This window comes from Alteromonas sp. ABV4_515 (assembly GCF_056160345.1).
Map to the genome: position 1 here is coordinate 307,089 of NZ_JBSWWZ010000007.1, position 18,247 is coordinate 325,335.

An 18,247-nucleotide genomic window follows, 5' to 3' on the forward strand; every position below is an offset into this window, starting at 1 on the left:
TTTAATTTTGTAAAACTCTAAGTTTTGTTTTAAATAATTGTTTTGGTAATTTAATTAATATAGGGCAAAGAAGTAGGAGTAAAGATTTTGTGAGGCTTTTTTTATACGAGGAATTTAAATAAGATTTCCAGGTCGACTCACCTCTTTTTCTGTATTGCATCGCAACATTCCAATAAATATGAGAGATGAATTCAGAACTAAAGAAATTATAGTTTAGTCTATGGAATATTTCCTCATTCATTATTTTAAAACTAGATTTTTCGAAATCCAAAGAGATCAAGTTTCTAATTTCTTTCAAACTAGGACTGACTCCTAACGTTCTCGCTAGCGATGCTTTAAGTTTTTCGCTAGTATCGAATTGATGGGTCGAATGTATCTGCGATATGCTAGTCGAATTTATTCTATATTTTAAGAGATTTTCTTGAATATTCTTTACTTTAGATACTTTAAGTATTCTGAGCCACAGTTCGTAATCTTCGCAATGTAAAAAATTAGAGTCAAATACACTGGGCTGAAAATCTGCAAGTATGCTTCTTCGCAGCATCACTGTCGGGTGGATGATTTGATTGGTGAATAGCATACCCATTACAATCTCGTCGTGATCTTCCGGTACTTTAAATGGGCCTAAGCTTCCATCGTTTTCATCAATTAGTTCTGCAGAACTGCCTACCAAGCCGACGTCTGGGTTTTCTACTAAAGCCTTGTACTGAACTTCAAATCTTTGGGGTAAACAAATGTCGTCAGCATCCATTCTTGCGATAAATTCACTTTTAGAAAGTAAAATCCCTTTATTTAAAGTTTCAATTAGGCCTAGATTTTTTTCATTCTTTATCAATCTAATTCTTTCGTCAGAAAAAGAATTGATAATCTCTAAACTGGTATCACTTGAACCGTCGTCTAATATTATGAGCTCAAAATCAGAGAAAGTTTGGTTAAGAACGCTATCAATAGCTTTAAATAAGTACTTTTCTGCGTTATAGACTGGCAGGATTACAGATATTTTAGGTGTGCTTGAATCGAACATTTAGTGCCTACAATTGATATCAACTAGCTGAGTTTAAATAACGTTAAAATTATTGCTTATGCTATTTTAGTTATCATTTTTAGTGTGTACACCTAAAATACTCGACGCTGTAAGGGAATCAACGTTATTGATACTGTATCCAAACATATTTGCTCTTTCTTCTGTGCGTTTACTTATTTTTTTAAATAACTTATTGAAAAATTTGTTTCGATGCTCATTCCACATTTCGAAATATTTATCATTGACGTCTTGCCTTACTTGATGACTGACATTTATTGTTGGCAATTGCAGGAATTTGAATATCTTGTCAGTTTCACTCTGAGGATCTTGAACGAAATCTTCATACCTTAAAACATAGGCATTAGTAAGCTTGTGAAGATCACGACTGAAAAGTTCGTATCCTAGAAGAGAGTGATCAATTAAAGATTCTATAGATGTACGGCTCCATTTTTGAGTAGCAAAACCTACTGCTATCGGGTGACGCAAGATGGCGATGAATTTGCTATTTGGAAAGAGCTTTTGAAAAAACCTTGTTCTCACTAAATTCGGCGGACTTTTTTCAATGTAATGATTACAGGCTGGGTCAAAGTATTGCCCCCATTCTTGCATCAATTTAACTGCGTTCTGCTCTGTTGCCAAATAATGGTTTTCATCCATGTGAGATGCTTCATTAAAGATGTACTTGCCTGGGCCCCCGAAAAATTTTCCCGTATGGAATACAGATTGTAGGTGTTGCCCCTCATCTTCAGGAACCCCTGTACCAGAAAAGCCGCTAATACTATTGTGCTCCCGCAGTATTTCATGCAAAAGAGACGTACCGCTTCTATGGTGTCCTGACAAAAATATGAAGCTTTTGTTAATCATGTCTTATCCTTAACTGATCGTTTGAATAACATCCACATCATACATTAAACTATCGAATAAATGCGCTAAAGATTTGCCTCTTTTTCCTTTTTGAATGATATATTTTGTGCAAAGTGAACTTAGTTGTTACCCTTCAATCTCTGGGTAAGCTCCAAACTTATTCGGCAAATCTCTGAACGTGCGGCAAAGCTGGTAAAGGCATTTTATTACAGTGTTTTGAATAAGCGTTTGTTGGTGAGTTAGTGACCAGAACCTTTAATTGTTAAAACGAATTGTTTGTAAGTAATTCGTTAATAATGTGCGATTATTGTTTGAAAGGTGTTTAAAGAAAGGAACTCAATGTCAAAGCCTACATTATATCTACATGTCGGGGCTCATAAAACTGCAACGACACATCTTCAGGATACGCTACAAGCTATGCAGGAAAGGTTAGTTGAAGGAGATATAAATTATCTATACCGGCCTTTTTTTAGAAATGGAAAGCTCGAAAGATTAAAGAGAATGACGAACTCTAGGTTTAAGGTTTTTGACGCTCTCACGTTTGGTCATTTTTCTAGCCTCTACATTAATGTAATTTTTGGAAACTATTTCCCTAGTTATAAAAATATAATTATTTCAGAAGAGAATATTCTAGGCTACGCGTGGCAATTACTCTCAGTTAGACCTTTCATAGACTCTATGGAGGGTAGCCTCAGTTTCGTACACTATTTAAACAAACATTTTCGGGTGAAGTTTCTTTTTTCGATAAGAGATTTCAAAGGTATCTATCCAGGTGCTTATACCACCGCACTGCGCTTCAACCCTAATGATGCCATGATCGCAAAACAAAATTTAAGGAAAGAGTTAGAAGCAGGTTTGCTACCAAGTTGGGTTGATGTAATTTCAAATATAAAGAAGCTATTCCCAGAGAATGATATAGCGATTTGGACACAAGAGGACTATCGTACTAATTCATTAGAAATCATATCCAGCTTGTTCAATGTCGATGTTAAAGATGTACCTGATATCACTCCTCCATCAGAAACAGTAACGCCAAATTCAGTAGCAGTGGAAGAAGTAGAGAAGTTGGTCGCAAATGGCAGTATGAAAAACCACAATTGGACGACTGCATGTGATGACATTTATGCCAAAAATGCCGCGGAACCTTTGGCGGAAAGATATAGCTTTCTGACAAAAGATATTCAAATAAAATTATCTAATAAGTATTCTGAAGACAAGCAGTATATCTATAGTAAATGGAAAAATGATTTTCTCTATTTTAATAAAATTTAAGAAATTTTTTTACAATTTTTATCTATTTCTGAGGTCAGGGAGTGAATATATATGAGTTTTAATAAGTCGCCAACGGTGTCTGTTATCGTACCTGTTTACAACGTTGAGGCCTATTTGGAAGAATGTCTGAATTCTGTTTATTCACAAACCTACAGACCAATTGAACTGATCATCGTGAATGATGGATCGACAGATAACTCGGCGGGAGTTTTCGGTAAATATTCTTCTGAAGAAGAGCTAGAGTTAAAGATAATAGAACAAGATAATCAAGGGTTATCTGTTGCTAGAAATACTGGTATCGATCATGCAACAGGTGAATTTGTTTATTTTCTCGATAGTGACGATTGGATAACTAATGATACTCTTGATAAATGTGTAAATAAGTTGATAAAAGATGGGGCAGAGGTAGTTGTTTTCGGCGCACAACCTTTTGGTGATGATTTAACGAACAAACAGGAACTTGAAAGATATTATTCTAGAGACTTATCGCAACCTATTTATAATGACGGTCTTTCTTTTATAAATGAGTCGTTGCTAAAGGGCATATATACTGTACAAGCTTGCTGTTATATGTATAAGCTTTCGGCTTTCCCATTTCACCGTTTTATGCCAAACACGATTTACGAAGACAATTATTTCTCTACACTATTATTTTGTAATGCTACTAAAATAAGCGTTATAAAAGAACGTTTTTTTCAAAGACGCGTTAGAGAAAGTTCAATAACTACTTCTAAGAAAAATATAAAACACGCAGAAGGTTTCTATAAAACGGTAGATAAATTGATCGCAGAGTTAGATATTTCTGCTTTAAAGAAACCTACAATCAATGATTACATAAAGCACCTATTCTTAAATGGAGTTAGAATTGAGAAGTCGCTTAATGACGATGTGCTTGGCGTTGAGAGAAGCACTCAGTTAAAGAAAAAATATGACGAGATCATTTCTTTCCGTGGCGTAAGTTATTTTTTGATTAATAGATTTAGAAGTATTTTTAATCATGAAGAATCTAGAGTGTTCTAATTTTTAAGTGCAAAAAATAGTCGTGAAATTGTTATATATATCGGTAGAAGATTAGGTGAATATTTATGACTTTTAAACAAAGTCGATCTAAAGTGGATTTTTCAATAATAATTTGTACCCGAAATCGAGCACATGGCTTAGCAAAAGCTTTAGAGTTTTATACATCAATTAGCACTCAAAGTACTTGGGAACTTGTAGTTGTCGACAATAACTCAACGGATAATACTGGTGACATTATTAGAGACTTTGAAGAAAAGCTCGAAAATTTGCGTTATCTCATATGCGAGAAAGTTGGCCTAGGTGCCGCGCGTGAAATGGCACGGTCTAATGCGAAGGGAGATATATTAATCTTTACCGATGATGATTGTTATCCCGAATCAGATTTCATTGAATCTTATAAAACTGTATTTTCAGACCAATCTATCTCCTATGCTGGTGGAAGGATCCTACTATGGGATAAAACAGATGCAATGATAACTGTCGATTACCGAGAAAATTCAGTTTACTATCCTGCCGATAAATTCATGCCAGCGGGAGTTCTGAAAGGCGCGAACATGGCGGTAAGACGACATGTCCTCGATAATGTCGGTGGCTTCGACCCTGAACTGGGGGCCGGTACTGATTTCCCGTGTGAAGATATAGATGTTATTGGTCGACTTTCCTTTAGCGGCTATGCTGGTTGCTACAGTCCTCTTCCTGTGATTTACCACCATCACGGGCGAAAAGAAGCAGATAAGGTCAAATTATCGGCAAATTATGATAAGGGTAGGGGGGCATACTATGCAAAGATGTTCTTTTTCAATAGAAAATCGTGTGTAAGTACAACTAAATATTTTTTGAGAACAACATGGCATGGCCTAAAAAGGAATCCGAGGCATCTAAAAACCTTGTTTAGAGAACTTTGCTCAGGTTTGAAATATTGCTTTATGCGTGTCTCTTCTTAAAAGGTACAACTAAAGTACTCCGTCAAGCTTGGCGGTCACAACAGTTTAGTCATACCTCAGATGTTGTATTCATATACAGTTGTTAACAGCGTTCCTCGATGCAACAACATATGCACTAATTTGTGTCAGAATTTTTGACGAAAAGATCATTTTAATCTATTTGAATGCATTATATCATTGAAAAGTATTGCGTTTTATTTGTGGCTCGGTTTTTGCTTCTTCGGTTCGTGGTATTGGAACTTTGATTTATTAGGAATGAAGATGTTTAGAACTTGGATGGTTATTCTTTTAGTGTATTGTGCTACACCGGTAGTACATGCAAGTATAATTAGCGTGAATGGTAGCGAGGTTAAACCGCTAGAAATAGACAGTTCTTTTAGTAGTTTTTCGGCTTTCTATGATTACGATACTTCAAAAAAGTGGTCGACTTCTCTTCCGTACGCAAAAATAAATACAGCGGTTTTTCTTGTTGCAGAGTTAAACGATACCCTTGCGCTGTTTGGATTCTTTGATGCATTTAGTAATGGAATCTACACCGGAAACGGACAGGCTACATTTGACTATACGTTTAAGTCTGGATCTGGCAACTACGATTTAGTCAATGATCCTAGCGATACAGTTGTAGGAACAACCATCAATTTTAGATGGTATCCATACTATGGAGACGGCTTCGTTCTTGCTTTAGATAAGTCTGATCTTATCGATCTAGATACTTTCGTTTATGATGTTGCAGGTCTTAATAGAGGCTTTAGCTTTCTGTCTTTCGATGATCAGGGAGTCGCGTCTGAAATTAAACTCGCTTCTGGTAATATGAATATAATAGTGAATACTGTAGACGTACCTGAGCCATCAATCTTTGGATTAGCCTTACTGGGTCTTTTCGGATTTGCATTTAATCGGAATAGTTCCAAACTTCCGTTGTGATAGCCCTTATCTCTAGCATTCAGAGATTCGCAATGATACTGGCATCTTTCAAGGTGTAATGTATGAAATCTAAGTCAAGGAATTAAGCATAATGTGCATATTTCTTTGGCTTTTTTTTCAAATCGCTCTCTGAGATATTAACGCGCTCGATTGGATCTCAGAATGTAAAAGTTTTAGGAAAAAAATTTACCGATGTCCGCAACTGAGATTATCGATCGCTTATAAATAAAAGGTCTACTCAGTTAAACGTAGAGTAGACCTTTAAAAATAATTTATTTATCTACACTTATTCTTTTTGTTAAATTTGTATAGAGCTGTTTTGTACAGTGTATAGTGAAAGATATCCCAGAATTTAACTTTCTTTGATGGAGATTTTCCATGCAAGAACGATTCTGCACTATTAATCAAACTAGAGTTTGATGAATTAAAAGTATTGAGTTTTGCTGCTATCAGTTGAGCATAAAGTTTGCTGTATGTGTAGTTTCTAGTGCTCCAAAGCATACCATTATAAGGTTCTCTGCCTTCTGATTTTGTACCGAATCTACCTACAACTTCATCTATATGATGTCCGTTTATAGTGATTGATTGATCTCTCCAGCTATTGTTTTTCCAGAAATCAACATTCCTATTACAGGTTTGGAAAGGACCTGTAGCCATATCACCACCAAGCTGATGGCTATATGGAGCTCCATTTTCTGTAAGCATAATGTAGCTATTGAGTATTAATCCGCTATCAGGACTTACTTCATCGAAGGTGCTATCTTCTCGGTTTGAAACCAGCAAATTACCGTAACCACCATCTCTGTTAGCGAGACCAGTATAAAACACACTGCTCGTACCAATCATTTCTGCAGGTATATTCTGCTCTGATACATTTTCAATATCTAGTGTAAATAACCCTGCATGGTTTTTCATGTAAAGTACCCCGTTTCTACCAAACGAAATATCTCCACCAGTTAAGTTTGTATCAGTGACTTCACCGATAAATTCAGCTTGCGCAGTTGTTGTGTCTAAGCGGTACACAAAGTTACTATATTTGCGAGTGATATAAAGATCACCATTAGGTGCAACAGCCGCTTGATCTGCGTCGCCTTCTGCTTGTGGCCCACCCCAAGAGACAAAGCCGATACTTTCTAAGCTAGTTGATTGTACGTTATATTTAAGTAGTTCTGTGGATTCAGCATAAAATGAATTAATCATCCATAGTGTATTACCATCTGGAGAGGACGCTAATACATCAATGTGATCATATTCGACTACACCATCTGAATTTTCGTTGATTTGTAGCGGGATAAGGGTTGCCGTTTCTGCGTTTGAATCGAGCTCGATTCTATATATGGTAGAAACACCATCAAATTGCTGCATTGTATCTGAGAAGTAGATTTTCTCCTCAAAACCATGATGGTTATAAGTAGCGCCGGCTGTCGTGGCATTTAATAAAAGTGCACTGCAAAATAACTTTAATGAGTTTTGCATAAAGGTTCCATTTAAGTGGTATTTAAGCATAGTTCCGTAAATTTCGGATTTAAATTTTAATACCGACAACCCGGCTATCTTAAAAGACCCGTGGCTTTGCGTCCCTTCATCACTAAAGGTTTGCCTTTTCGTAAGACAGTTAAAATTTATTGCTGAATTGTTACAATTGATTAAGGTTTAAGCGAGTTTCTAATTAAAATAGAAATTAAGATACAAATCTAGGAGCTAGAGTTTGTAAATGCGACTTTACAATTTATCAGGAGTAAAAACAATAGATTATGTGGTTTTATAAAGAATTTTTTACTACTCGCTTAATAGCGAGAATATCGTGCATCGAACGCATCTCGTTAGTGAGAAACAAAATACATCAGATATTTTATCAATGTAAATATTTCATTCGAAGCCTATGTGTATTGATTTTATTAAAAATACGTTCTTGCTTAAATCCTATCTGCACAAAAATTATTCTGTTTATTTGTTTAAATTGCAGTGTTCGGACCAGTTCTAGATTTTCAATTTATTTTTTAACGTCATTAACAGTACCTTTTTTTAAAGATAGTGTATTAAAGAATTCTCGTTTCATAGAGTAGTGTCACGCTATGTTTATGACTAAGTTCATACAAGTTACGGATTTATAAAGATTAAGATATTCGGAAGTAATACCCGAGTATTTTGTAATCATTCTTTTTTACTATTAATAGATTTTTAATTAAATATTATTATATTTACTGCGCCGCGTAGAGTGTGGTTTTGTAAGTTTGCGCTTGTTTATGGTTCCAAATAGCCTAATCGTCCCCGTTTTTGAAAAATGACGATCCTTACCGCACTCCTTAAAGATTTCTTGTCGATATTCTTTACACTGCGTAGATAAAGTACAGTAGTGATTTTTATAAATAATTGATTAGTAATCGTTTTTAACTTGTGGCATCAAATGTGCTCACACTTATTTAGTATATTTGAAGATCATCATTAAACTGGAGTACTGATGAACAAGTTAAAAAGTTTATTATCTGTTGTAGCAATGAGCGTAGGTTTTGCAGCAAACGCTGCGGTAATTGAGTTAGATGGCGCTGAGGTAGGTGCATACAATGTTGATTCGTCTTACACATCTTTCGCTGATTTCTATGGCCTGAATACTGTTAATCAGTGGTCTACTGCACTTCCTTACGCGCAAGTTAATACAGGTGTATTCTTTGTTGCTGAACTCAATTCTAACCTCGCATTGTTCGGATTGTTTGACAGTTATTCATCGGTTAACACTGATAGCGGTAGCCTGGATTTCGAATATTTATTCAACGAAGGTAATGGTACTTATACTTTAGTTGATGACTCTGATGAAATGTCTGCAGGCTCTGCACTTTCTTTCAACTGGGGCGATTTCTACGGCGATGGCTTCGTTCTGACCTTTAATTTATCCCAGGATATTGATTTAGATGCTTTGGTGAGCGACGTGACTGGCCTAGACAACGGCTTTAAGTTCCTGTCTTTCGACAGCAACAACCAAGCGACTGACATCGCACTGGCATCAGGCGATTTCAACCTGTCTGTAAAGGTACCAGAGCCTACGTCAATCGCTATTATGGGCTTAAGCCTGGTAGGTTTGGCTAGCCTGCGTCGCCGCAAAGCGAAGTAAGCTGTTAGAATCTTTACTCTTCATGGCCGCTAGATTAGGCCCTGAGAGTAATAAATAAATTTGAAGGGCCAGTATGATTTACTGGCCTTTTTTGTATCTGGCGTTACTCACTGCTTTCAATAACTGCGTGGCAGTAAACGGCTTACTAATATAATCATCCATGCCTGCCGCTTCACAACGCTCTCTATCACCTTTCATGGCATTGGCCGTTAGCGCAATAATAGGTACTTCTTTATATCGCTCACCGGCTTCACCAGCGCGGATGCGCCGTGTAGTCTCAAACCCATCCATTTTTGGCATGTGGCAGTCCATTAAAATCACATCGAACTGCACTTTAAGTCGTTTCAGTGCTTCCAGCGCTTCTACACCGTTTTTGGCGGTTAGCGTTTTGTGTTCGCTTAAATGTTCCCGGGCGATAAGCTGATTAATTTCGTTGTCTTCCACAATCAGTATGCGGCTGGGTTGAAGCGTAACTTCTGACTCGCTGTGCTTAGTTGTGTCCGGTGTGACAATGTAAGCTTCGTAGGCGGGTCTGGAAACGGCTACGGTGAAGATGAATTTACTGCCTTCGTCTTTGCGACTTTGTACGGTGAGGTCGCCTTGCATAAGGCGGCAGAGCTGCCTACTGATAGAAAGGCCCAATCCCGTACCGCCAAATTTTCGGGTGGTTGACGTATCTTCCTGCTGGAACACCTCAAAGATGCTGTCGAGGTTGCCTTCATCTATGCCGATGCCGCTGTCTTGCACAAAGCCCTGTAACTGCCATTGTTCGCTGGTTGTTTCTACAAGATTCATTGAAAGTAATATACTGCCGTTTTGGGTAAACTTAACCGCATTGCTCAATAGATTGCTCAATACCTGACGCAACCGTACGGGGTCGCCTTGTACCATCACATGCTCGGCCAGCTCAGTATCCAAATTAAGTTGCAGCCCTTTTTCATCACTGCTGATGCTGAACTGTTCGTACAAGGTTTCTAGCAGCAAGGGCAGGTTAAACGGCACATTTTCCAGCTTAAGTTGTCCGGCTTCAATTTTTGAGAAGTCGAGAATGTCATCCACAATGTGCTGTAAGTTGCGAATGCTCTCATCGGCCAGGCCCACATAATGCTGTTGTGTTTTATCCAGCGCGGTTTTGCTTACCAGTTGCAACGCACCAGATACACCATGCAAAGGCGTGCGTACTTCGTGCGACATGCTGGCAAGAAAGCTCGATTTCAGGCGGGCAGATTCTTCCGCGCGTAAACGGGCTTCTTCGAGAAACTGCTGTCCTTGCTCCCGTTCTGTTACATCCTGGAAGAAGGCAACGAAGTGCTCCAATTCGCCTTCGTTAAATACGGGAGTGAGTATTACCTGAATATACAGTGGCGTTTTGTTTTTGCGATAGCACAGCAAGGTTTCATCGCAAGCGCTGCCTTGTTGTAATGCCGTTTTTATTTTGTTGGCTTTTTCTGGTTCAGCTTCCAGTTCTCTCATCAGTAAGAAGGTGTGATGTAAGGTTTCTTCTTCTTTGAAACCTGTTACGCGGCTGAAATGGGGGTTGGCGTAAATAACGGGAAAGCCCTTTTTCTTGGCATCCGCAATAAGAATAGGCACCGTGGCCGCTTTAATGGCGTGACTAATCACGTTTATCCGCTTCTCTAATACCCGTTGCTGAGAAACGTCGTTACCTACCACAATGGTACCTACTTGCATGCGGTTGTCGTCGAGCAAGGGCAGGGCAGTCCAGTTGATGATAACCGGTGCTTTTTCGCTGAGTGAGGCGTAGGTGCGTTGCAGGCTTTTCGTATTGCCTGAAAGCCGGTTCTTCACGCTCACGATCTGCGATTCGTTCAGGTCGTAATACAAGATGTACTGATTAAAAGCGCGATTAGCGAGTATTTTATTGCTGTCTGAGTCCAATACCACCAAGATCTCTTCCAGCGAATCGATAGCGTTCGAAAATTGCCGGTTTGAAAGGGTGATGGAACTAATATTGTTTACCAACGCATTAAACGCTTCCCTGATTTCAGCCAGTTCCTGTGCTTCTTCAATTCGGTCTTCCGCTGATTGGGGGTGACGACGGGTGGCACTTTGCTGAATATCGTCGTGCAAACCACGAAGGGTTGAGGCACTAAGACGTGCTGCTCGGTTTGTGGCGTAATAACTAATTACAATTGCCATACTTAAGGTAATGAGTATGGCGGGGATCAGCCACAAAACGTTGGAATAGGCATCTAATGCGGGCGCTTGGCTAATAAGCGTAAGACCTTGCCATTGGGTTTCCTGTGATGTCCAGTATTCGTATTTTTGCTGGTCGAAGTGAGTATTTACCTCGAAGAAATCTGGGTGGCTCGAAAACAGTATGTTGCCCTGGCTATCTACAATGAGTTGATACGCGGTGGTGTCTCTTTCGTAAATGAGTTCCTGAAATGACGGAATATAAAGGGTCAGTGCGCCTTCTGCTGCGCCTGCGATTAATACCGGCACGGCAATTAACACACCGTCGTCGGTAATTTGTCGAAAGGATTTCGACTGTTGTAGCACGGTATCTTGCCAACTGTTCGCCATTGAAGCGGGCATCGGCTGGTTACTGTGAGTTTCGATGAGCAAAGTGCCATCAAATTCGAAAAGCCCTAAGCTATAAACTTTTGCCCGGGTAAAACGCAGCGAACCAAAAAACACCGGCAGATAATTTTTGCGCTGCTGAATATCTATCAAGCTGTTAATCAACAGATCGTTGGCGGCAATGCCTTCCATCAACTGCTGGGTATTATCCAGGGTAATCATTAAATCCTGCTTGAGATATTGCAGGTTAGTTTGCTGCTCTGTTTTTATTTGATTCTTGGCAACGTAAAAAATGCACAAACACAGAATGACGCTGATAACACTAAGCGCGGTTAACAGGCGAGGTAGAATATAACGTTGTAGTTGGTGATAAAGAGTCGGGCGCGCAGTCACGGTTGTGCAGACAAAGGAACGAGATGTCCGTTTTCATTAAAAGTTGTCATAAAATAATCCTCAGCCAGAAGCGCATCATGGAAACTCGGAGAGAACGCCGGCGCGTAACGTTTTACCGCGCCTTCTAACGGTGGCAGATTTTCCAGTGCATGTCGAATTTTATCTGGATTGATGGAGCCCGCTTGTTCGGTGGCCTTGGCCAGCAGGTGCACTAAATCATAGCTATGTGCCACGCCAACCACGGCGGGTACGGCAGATCCCGTCATTTCTCCGTTTCTGCGTTGGTATTCGTTAAATAGATAAGCCGCTTTTGTGTTCTTTTGCTGTAAAAAGCTAAATGTTTGGATAACCGAGATATCCAGTTGGCTTAGATTTTCCAAACCGGTTAGCGTAACAAAATCCCCGCCGGCTAAACCCCAGTGGGCAATTATTGGTAAGTGAGCAGCTTGCTTCGCAATGAGGGTTTTGGCAACGACGGCAGATTCAGGGGCATTGGCCACCAGAATAATTGCCTCAGCACCCGATTCGATAATCGATCGCACTTCAGTATCAAAATTATCCTGTCGCCAGTTAATCCACTGGGTATTGACGATATTCAGCCCGTATTCGCCGGCCGCTTTGGTTAACGAGCTTTGATTTGAACGCCCCCAACCCGTACGTTCCAATACCAGCGCTACCCGTTTTATGTTTTCCTCGCTGGCATGACGAATAAGCACCTGACCGGCTTCTTGGTCACGAATCGATACGCGAAAAACATTATTGGGCGTGAAGTTATTATCGACAATGGTTGTGCCGGCGGCCCAGGGGATCATGAACAGTAAATTGTGCTGATGAATCTTTTCCAGTTCAGCCAGAGCCACAGGCGTATGTACGCCACCAAATACGGCAAGTAATTGCTTGTGGTCTGCCAGGTTTTCGATGTTGCGAACGCCTCGTGCCGGATTCCCCCGATGGTCGCGTAACACTAGCTCCAGTTGCTTGCCTAGCACGCCACCTTGCTGATTAATTTCATCAATGGCGATTTCCATACCCTGACGAATAGCAAAACCACCTTCAACGGCAACGGCGCTCAAGTCGGCATCGAGGGCGAGGGTCAGTTTGTCGGTTGTCTCATTAGCTGCATTTTCATTGGTAGCAAAGGCAACGTTGGAGTATACCGCTAACGCTGCGATCAGCAGTAGAAGGGGGCGGAACGTGTTCATTGAAATCTAATAACTTTCTTCATGGGCTCAAGACACGCTAAATAGTAGTGGCTTGCTGTAATTCTGCAATTAGACAAAGGGTGAGGGAATTAACAGCAATAAAAACTTGCACCTTTTCCCATAGGCACTTAGTTTTAAGGTATGAATAATCAATAACCTGAAGCGTGTCTATCATTCAGCCTCCTACCATTCTTGATGTTGAAGCCAGTGGCTTTGGCAGCGACAGTTTTCCCATTGAAATTGGTGTTAAGCGTGCCGATGGGGCACGGTTTTGTCGTTTGATTAAGCCGTATCCGAGTTGGCACCATTGGAGTGCCGAAGCCGAAGCGTTGCACGGTATCAGCCGCGAACAACTGGAGAAATACGGGCAATCCGGCATTGAGGTGTGCAAACAGTTAAATGCGTTCATGGGCAAACACGTCGCCTACTCAGATGGTTGGGTGGTTGATTATCCTTGGCTAATTAATCTTTATGCCGAGGCCGGCGTGTTGATGACCTTCAAGCTCAGTGCGCTGGAATACATATTATCGGAAGTGCAGATGGAGCACTGGCACGCCACTAAGCAGGCGCTGATGAAAGCGAACAGTGTTTCCAGGCACCGCGCCAGCGTAGACGCGGAACTTATTCAGCAAACCTACATTTCCACGGCGTCGCTGCCAGCCCTAGCAGAACGCTAGAACAGCTTAAAGAACATTAGAAGTAATATTGCACGCCCAGTAGCAACGAACTGATATCGGTATCGCTCACTTCGCGATATTGTAATTCTACGGCCATTTTCACTGAATCAAGCTCGCCAATTTGCCAGCCCACGCTGGCTGCCGTACCGGCATTGTAAGGCACATAAAGCCACTCAGAATAGGCGGCCTGGGTATCGTTACTGGTTTGCAAAGCGGCGAAGATGCGTTGAGTTGAGTTTTTCAGGATCATCCGGCTAGCGGAAACCCGCACTGAATCTACCGACTGAGAAGTGGTAATGCTGTCTACCCATTGGTCGTGATAAGGCATTTCGCGATTGTAGCGCACACCAAATTGCCATTTAGGCAGGCGCTTACTCTGAAAAGAAATCTCAGATTGATAGGGGGAAGCGACGAAGGCAGTTTTACTTTCTTTTTCTGCCAGCAACGATTTTTCCGCGGCCAGGGCGGACGCAGATAACATCATCAACAAACTCACTCGCCAGAACGTTTTCATGGCTGGGATTCCTGTGTGTGCCTGAGTCTGCTGCCCAGTTAAGAGTTGAAGTGTGAGTACTTTATACTTAAGTGTAGTCTTTATGGATGAAGAAAATAGTAAATTTGCTAAATAATCTTTAAATTTTTTTAGGACAGTTGATTTTAAATACAAAAAAACGAGTGTCAGAAACACTCGTTTTTTTCATTTAACAGGATGAACCGTTTAAACAGACGCTTTCAGTGCTGCTGCTTTGTCGGTAGCTTCCCATGGGAATTCATCACGACCGAAGTGACCATAAGCCGCTGTTGGGCGATAAATTGGGCGCTCAAGATCCAGCATTTTGATAAGGCCATAAGGGCGCAAATCGAAATGTTCACGCACCAGGGCAACCAGCGTTTTCTCATCAACCACGCCAGTACCAAAGGTTTCGATGCTGATAGACGTTGGCTCGGCAACACCAATGGCGTAAGACACCTGAATTTCACAACGCTTGGCTAATCCTGCTGCAACGATGTTTTTCGCCACATAACGACCAGCATAGGCTGCTGAGCGGTCTACTTTTGAGGGATCTTTACCAGAGAATGCACCACCACCGTGACGGGCCATGCCGCCGTAGGTGTCTACGATAATTTTACGGCCAGTTAAACCACAGTCGCCCATTGGGCCACCGATAACAAAGCGACCAGTAGGGTTAATGTGGAACTGGGTATCTTTTGTCAGCCATTCAGCAGGCAGAACCGGCTTAATCACTTCTTCCATTACCGCTTCGCGAAGTTGTTCGGTAGAAACGGTTTCGTTATGCTGGGTAGACAGTACAACCGCATCAATACCTACTGGTTTGTCGTTTTCGTAAACGAAGGTTACCTGGCTTTTTGCATCTGGACGCAGAAAATCAAGCTTGCCGTTTTTACGCACTTCAGCCTGTTTTTGTACCAAACGGTGAGCATAAGTAATAGGCGCAGGCATGAGTACATCGGTTTCATCGCTGGCGTAACCGAACATTAAGCCCTGATCACCGGCGCCTTGTTCTTCTGGACGTGCGCGATCAACACCCTGATTAATGTCGGGCGATTGTTTACCAATGGCGTTTAAAACCGCACATGACTCGGCATCGAAGCCAACGTCAGAGTGGTTGTAACCAATTTCTTTAACGGTTTGACGGGTAAGTTCTTCAATGTCTACCCATGCAGATGTGGTGATCTCACCACCTACCAAAACCATACCAGTTTTGACATATGTTTCGCAGGCAACCCGTGCTTTGGGATCCTGTTCTAATATGGCATCGAGCACAGCATCTGAAATCTGATCGGCAATTTTATCCGGATGTCCTTCAGAGACAGATTCCGATGTGAAAAGGCGTGCGGCCATAAATCCTCCGTTATTCTGGGGTTTACCAAATCATCTTTATAGTAAAGGTTGCTGATGATTGGTTGGGTATATTCAATTGCCCGCTGGTATGAAACGCAGTCGGACTATGATTCACATTGTACCGAGACTGGGTAAAAATACCATCTTTACTTCTGGACGTCTAAAAGTCTATTTGTTACGTTTCGTTGACAGCAATGGTTCGTTGTTACGTAAATTATGTTGATATCGATTCAAATAACCAGATTCGATAAGTATAGACGGCATAAAACACATTGAACTGGTTTTATGCTTAGGTAAGAATAGTTGCCACTATTTTATTCATTATCATTGGCAGCAGGACGACCACTCGTTTCCGGAGCGCGCTCCGGGTTGTCAAAAATTGTAGTTATTAGCCAATATCAAAGGAGTTAGCATGCCAACTCGTCGTGAACTCGCTAATGCCATACGCGCATTAAGTATGGATGCTGTTCAGAAAGCTAAATCAGGTCACCCAGGTGCCCCAATGGGAATGGCTGACATCGCGCAGGTTCTGTGGTGCGATTATCTGTCACACAACCCTTCCAACCCGAACTGGGCTAACCGCGACCGCTTTGTGCTTTCAAACGGCCACGGCTCTATGCTGCTCTACGCATTGCTGCACCTCACAGGTTACGAGTTGCCGCTGGAAGAACTGAAGAATTTCCGTCAGTTACATTCAAAAACGCCAGGTCACCCTGAGTACGGCTATGCGCCAGGCGTAGAAACCACCACGGGTCCGTTAGGTCAGGGGATCAGCAACGCGGTGGGTATGGCGCTGGCTGAAAAAGTACTGGCAGCACAGTTTAACCAAGATGGTCACGACATCGTAGACCACTACACCTACACCTTCTTAGGCGACGGCTGTTTGATGGAAGGTATCTCTCACGAAACCTGTTCACTGGCTGGCACGCTGGGCTTAGGCAAGCTGATTGCGTTCTACGACGACAACGGTATTTCTATCGACGGTGAAGTAGAAGGCTGGTTCACCGACGACACAGTAAAACGTTTTGAATCTTACGGCTGGCAAGTAATTGCGGGCGTTGATGGTCACGATTCTGAGCAAATCCGCTCGGCAGTAGAAGCGGCTCGCGCTAACACTACCCAACCTACGCTGATTTGCTGCAAAACTGTCATTGGTTTTGGTTCGCCTAACAAGCAAGGTAAAGAAGATTGTCACGGTGCGCCGCTGGGTGATGATGAAATTGCATTAACCCGCAAAGAGCTGAACTGGGACCATGGTCCGTTTGAAGTCCCTGCAGACATCTACGCCGAGTGGGATGGCAAGGAAAAAGGTAGCGCAGCTGAAGCGAGCTGGAACGAAGCGTTTGCCGCCTACGAAAAAGCGTTCCCGGAGCTAGCAGCAGAATTTACTCGTCGTATTAATGGCGACGTGCCCGTAGATTTTGTAGAAAAAGCCGATGCTTACATCGCTGATTTACAAGCCAACCCAGATGCACCGGCTACCCGTAAAGCGTCGCAAAATGCGCTGAATGCCTACGGCCCGTTACTGCCTGAACTGTTGGGTGGCTCAGCTGACCTGGCCGGTTCTAACCTGACAATCTGGTCGGGTTCAAAAGGCGTAGATGCGAAAGACGCGTCTGGTAACTACATCTATTACGGTGTACGTGAATTCGGTATGTCGGCTATGATGAACGGCATTACCTTACACGGCGGCTTCAAGCCTTACGGCGCTACCTTCCTGATGTTTATGGAATATGCACGTAACGCAGTTCGCATGGCAGCCCTGATGAAAGCGCCTTCCATTTTCGTTTATACCCACGATTCTATTGGTCTGGGTGAAGATGGCCCAACGCACCAACCGGTTGAGCAATTGGTGGCTTTACGTTCTACGCCTAACCTTGACAACTGGCGACCTTGTGACCAGGTTGAGTCTGCAGTGGCCTGGAAAGAGTCGATTTTGCGCAACGATGGTCCTACCACATTAATTTTCACCCGTCAGGGATTACCGCAGCAAGAACGCTCTGCAGCGCAGGTTGCCGACATCGCTAAAGGTGGTTACATCTTAAAAGATACCGACGGTACACCTGATGTGCTGCTGATTGGTACTGGCTCTGAAGTACAACTGGCTGTCGCGGCAGCTGAGAAACTGGCAGAAAGCGGCGTGAAAGCCCGCGTTGTGTCTATGCCGTGTACAGATGCTTTCGACCGTCAAAGTGCCGAGTACAAAGAATCTGTTCTGCCTGCAGCGGTAACGAAACGTGTTGCAGTTGAAGCGTTGGCGAAAGACTCCTGGTACAAGTACGTCGGTTTCGGCGGTGCAATTGTGGGCATGGACACCTTCGGTGAATCCGGCCCAGCAGGCGAACTGTTCAAACACTTCGGCATCACTACCGATGCCGTTGTTGAGGCAGCACAGTCTTTATAACAGTTC

Annotated in this window: 14 protein-coding genes and 1 riboswitch; of the genes, 7 read left to right on the plus strand and 7 right to left on the minus strand. The window is 42.0% G+C overall.

The genetic code is table 11. The annotated features are described in order from the left end of the window. Nucleotide 1: 1 nt before the first annotated feature. Both ACXAGX_RS17760 and ACXAGX_RS17765 read right to left on the minus strand, forming a co-directional pair. Nucleotides 2–1,024, minus strand: a complete 1,023-nt coding sequence (locus ACXAGX_RS17760; RefSeq protein ID WP_474839945.1) for a glycosyltransferase — start codon at nt 1,022–1,024, stop codon at nt 2–4. Nucleotides 1,025–1,090: 66 nt separating this feature from the next. Continuing rightward, nucleotides 1,091–1,888 (minus strand): sulfotransferase family protein, encoded by a 798-nt coding sequence (locus tag ACXAGX_RS17765; protein WP_474839947.1) that lies wholly within the window; start codon nt 1,886–1,888, stop codon nt 1,091–1,093. Between the two features lie 339 nt (nt 1,889–2,227). Between ACXAGX_RS17765 and ACXAGX_RS17770 the strand changes: the two genes are divergently transcribed. From ACXAGX_RS17770 to ACXAGX_RS17785, 4 genes are all read left to right on the plus strand, one after another. Continuing rightward, nucleotides 2,228–3,160: a hypothetical protein gene (locus tag ACXAGX_RS17770; RefSeq protein WP_474839949.1), complete on the plus strand. Its 933-nt coding sequence runs from the start codon at nt 2,228–2,230 to the stop codon at nt 3,158–3,160. Between the two features lie 51 nt (nt 3,161–3,211). After that, on the plus strand, nt 3,212–4,180 hold the full coding sequence (locus ACXAGX_RS17775; protein WP_474839951.1) for a glycosyltransferase family 2 protein: 969 nt from the start codon (nt 3,212–3,214) through the stop codon (nt 4,178–4,180). Nucleotides 4,181–4,245: 65 nt separating this feature from the next. Continuing rightward, on the plus strand, nt 4,246–5,124 hold the full coding sequence (locus ACXAGX_RS17780) for a glycosyltransferase family 2 protein (protein WP_474839953.1): 879 nt from the start codon (nt 4,246–4,248) through the stop codon (nt 5,122–5,124). A 261-nt stretch (nt 5,125–5,385) separates the two neighbouring features. Next, the gene (locus ACXAGX_RS17785) at nt 5,386–6,048 is read left to right on the plus strand and encodes a PEP-CTERM sorting domain-containing protein (RefSeq protein WP_474839955.1); all 663 of its coding nucleotides are present in this window, start codon (nt 5,386–5,388) and stop codon (nt 6,046–6,048) included. Nucleotides 6,049–6,324: 276 nt separating this feature from the next. Here the strand turns inward: ACXAGX_RS17785 and ACXAGX_RS17790 are convergent, their stop codons facing one another. Beyond that, entirely contained in the window at nt 6,325–7,524 is a 1,200-nt protein-coding gene (locus ACXAGX_RS17790) for an NHL repeat-containing protein (RefSeq protein ID WP_474839957.1), read from the minus strand. Nucleotides 7,525–7,585: 61 nt separating this feature from the next. After that, nucleotides 7,586–7,659, minus strand: a riboswitch (cyclic di-GMP riboswitch). An 850-nt stretch (nt 7,660–8,509) separates the two neighbouring features. On the opposite strand from ACXAGX_RS17790, the gene ACXAGX_RS17795 reads away from it, so the two are divergent. Next, nucleotides 8,510–9,157, plus strand: a complete 648-nt coding sequence (locus ACXAGX_RS17795) for a PEP-CTERM sorting domain-containing protein (protein ID WP_474839959.1) — start codon at nt 8,510–8,512, stop codon at nt 9,155–9,157. A gap of 78 nt (nt 9,158–9,235) precedes the next feature. Here ACXAGX_RS17795 and ACXAGX_RS17800 read toward each other — a convergent pair whose 3' ends face one another. Both ACXAGX_RS17800 and ACXAGX_RS17805 read right to left on the minus strand, forming a co-directional pair. Next, complete coding sequence (locus tag ACXAGX_RS17800) at nt 9,236–11,923, minus strand: ATP-binding protein (protein ID WP_474839961.1); 2,688 nt, start codon at nt 11,921–11,923, stop codon at nt 9,236–9,238. Nucleotides 11,924–12,090: 167 nt separating this feature from the next. Then, complete coding sequence (locus ACXAGX_RS17805; protein ID WP_474839963.1) at nt 12,091–13,296, minus strand: ABC transporter substrate-binding protein; 1,206 nt, start codon at nt 13,294–13,296, stop codon at nt 12,091–12,093. Between the two features lie 164 nt (nt 13,297–13,460). Here ACXAGX_RS17805 and ACXAGX_RS17810 point away from each other — a divergent pair, with 164 nt between their 5' ends. Next, nucleotides 13,461–13,973: a hypothetical protein gene (locus tag ACXAGX_RS17810; protein WP_474839965.1), complete on the plus strand. Its 513-nt coding sequence runs from the start codon at nt 13,461–13,463 to the stop codon at nt 13,971–13,973. Between the two features lie 16 nt (nt 13,974–13,989). Here ACXAGX_RS17810 and ACXAGX_RS17815 read toward each other — a convergent pair whose 3' ends face one another. Together ACXAGX_RS17815 and metK are read right to left on the minus strand one after the other, a co-directional pair. Next, nucleotides 13,990–14,487 (minus strand): hypothetical protein, encoded by a 498-nt coding sequence (locus ACXAGX_RS17815; protein ID WP_474839967.1) that lies wholly within the window; start codon nt 14,485–14,487, stop codon nt 13,990–13,992. 204 nt (nt 14,488–14,691) lie between these two features. Further along, nucleotides 14,692–15,837, minus strand: coding sequence for a methionine adenosyltransferase (metK, locus tag ACXAGX_RS17820; protein ID WP_070127512.1), 1,146 nt, complete (start codon nt 15,835–15,837; stop codon nt 14,692–14,694). A 412-nt stretch (nt 15,838–16,249) separates the two neighbouring features. Here metK and tkt point away from each other — a divergent pair, with 412 nt between their 5' ends. Beyond that, the gene (tkt, locus tag ACXAGX_RS17825) at nt 16,250–18,241 is read left to right on the plus strand and encodes a transketolase (RefSeq protein ID WP_474839970.1); all 1,992 of its coding nucleotides are present in this window, start codon (nt 16,250–16,252) and stop codon (nt 18,239–18,241) included. The last annotated feature ends 6 nt before the right edge of the window (nt 18,242–18,247 follow it).

Excerpts from the sequence above, each read along its gene's own strand:
- ACXAGX_RS17760 (WP_474839945.1), bottom strand. The coding sequence starts at position 1,024 with ATGTTCGATTCAAGCACACCTAAAATATCTGTAATCCTGCCAGTCTAT.
- ACXAGX_RS17765 (WP_474839947.1), bottom strand. The coding sequence starts at position 1,888 with ATGATTAACAAAAGCTTCATATTTTTGTCAGGACACCATAGAAGCGGT.
- ACXAGX_RS17770 (WP_474839949.1), top strand. The coding sequence starts at position 2,228 with ATGTCAAAGCCTACATTATATCTACATGTCGGGGCTCATAAAACTGCA.
- ACXAGX_RS17775 (WP_474839951.1), top strand. The coding sequence starts at position 3,212 with ATGAGTTTTAATAAGTCGCCAACGGTGTCTGTTATCGTACCTGTTTAC.
- ACXAGX_RS17780 (WP_474839953.1), top strand. The coding sequence starts at position 4,246 with ATGACTTTTAAACAAAGTCGATCTAAAGTGGATTTTTCAATAATAATT.
- ACXAGX_RS17785 (WP_474839955.1), top strand. The coding sequence starts at position 5,386 with ATGTTTAGAACTTGGATGGTTATTCTTTTAGTGTATTGTGCTACACCG.
- ACXAGX_RS17790 (WP_474839957.1), bottom strand. The coding sequence starts at position 7,524 with ATGCAAAACTCATTAAAGTTATTTTGCAGTGCACTTTTATTAAATGCC.
- ACXAGX_RS17795 (WP_474839959.1), top strand. The coding sequence starts at position 8,510 with ATGAACAAGTTAAAAAGTTTATTATCTGTTGTAGCAATGAGCGTAGGT.
- ACXAGX_RS17800 (WP_474839961.1), bottom strand. The coding sequence starts at position 11,923 with ATGATTACCCTGGATAATACCCAGCAGTTGATGGAAGGCATTGCCGCC.
- ACXAGX_RS17805 (WP_474839963.1), bottom strand. The coding sequence starts at position 13,296 with ATGAACACGTTCCGCCCCCTTCTACTGCTGATCGCAGCGTTAGCGGTA.
- ACXAGX_RS17815 (WP_474839967.1), bottom strand. The coding sequence starts at position 14,487 with ATGAAAACGTTCTGGCGAGTGAGTTTGTTGATGATGTTATCTGCGTCC.
- metK (WP_070127512.1), bottom strand. The coding sequence starts at position 15,837 with ATGGCCGCACGCCTTTTCACATCGGAATCTGTCTCTGAAGGACATCCG.
- tkt (WP_474839970.1), top strand. The coding sequence starts at position 16,250 with ATGCCAACTCGTCGTGAACTCGCTAATGCCATACGCGCATTAAGTATG.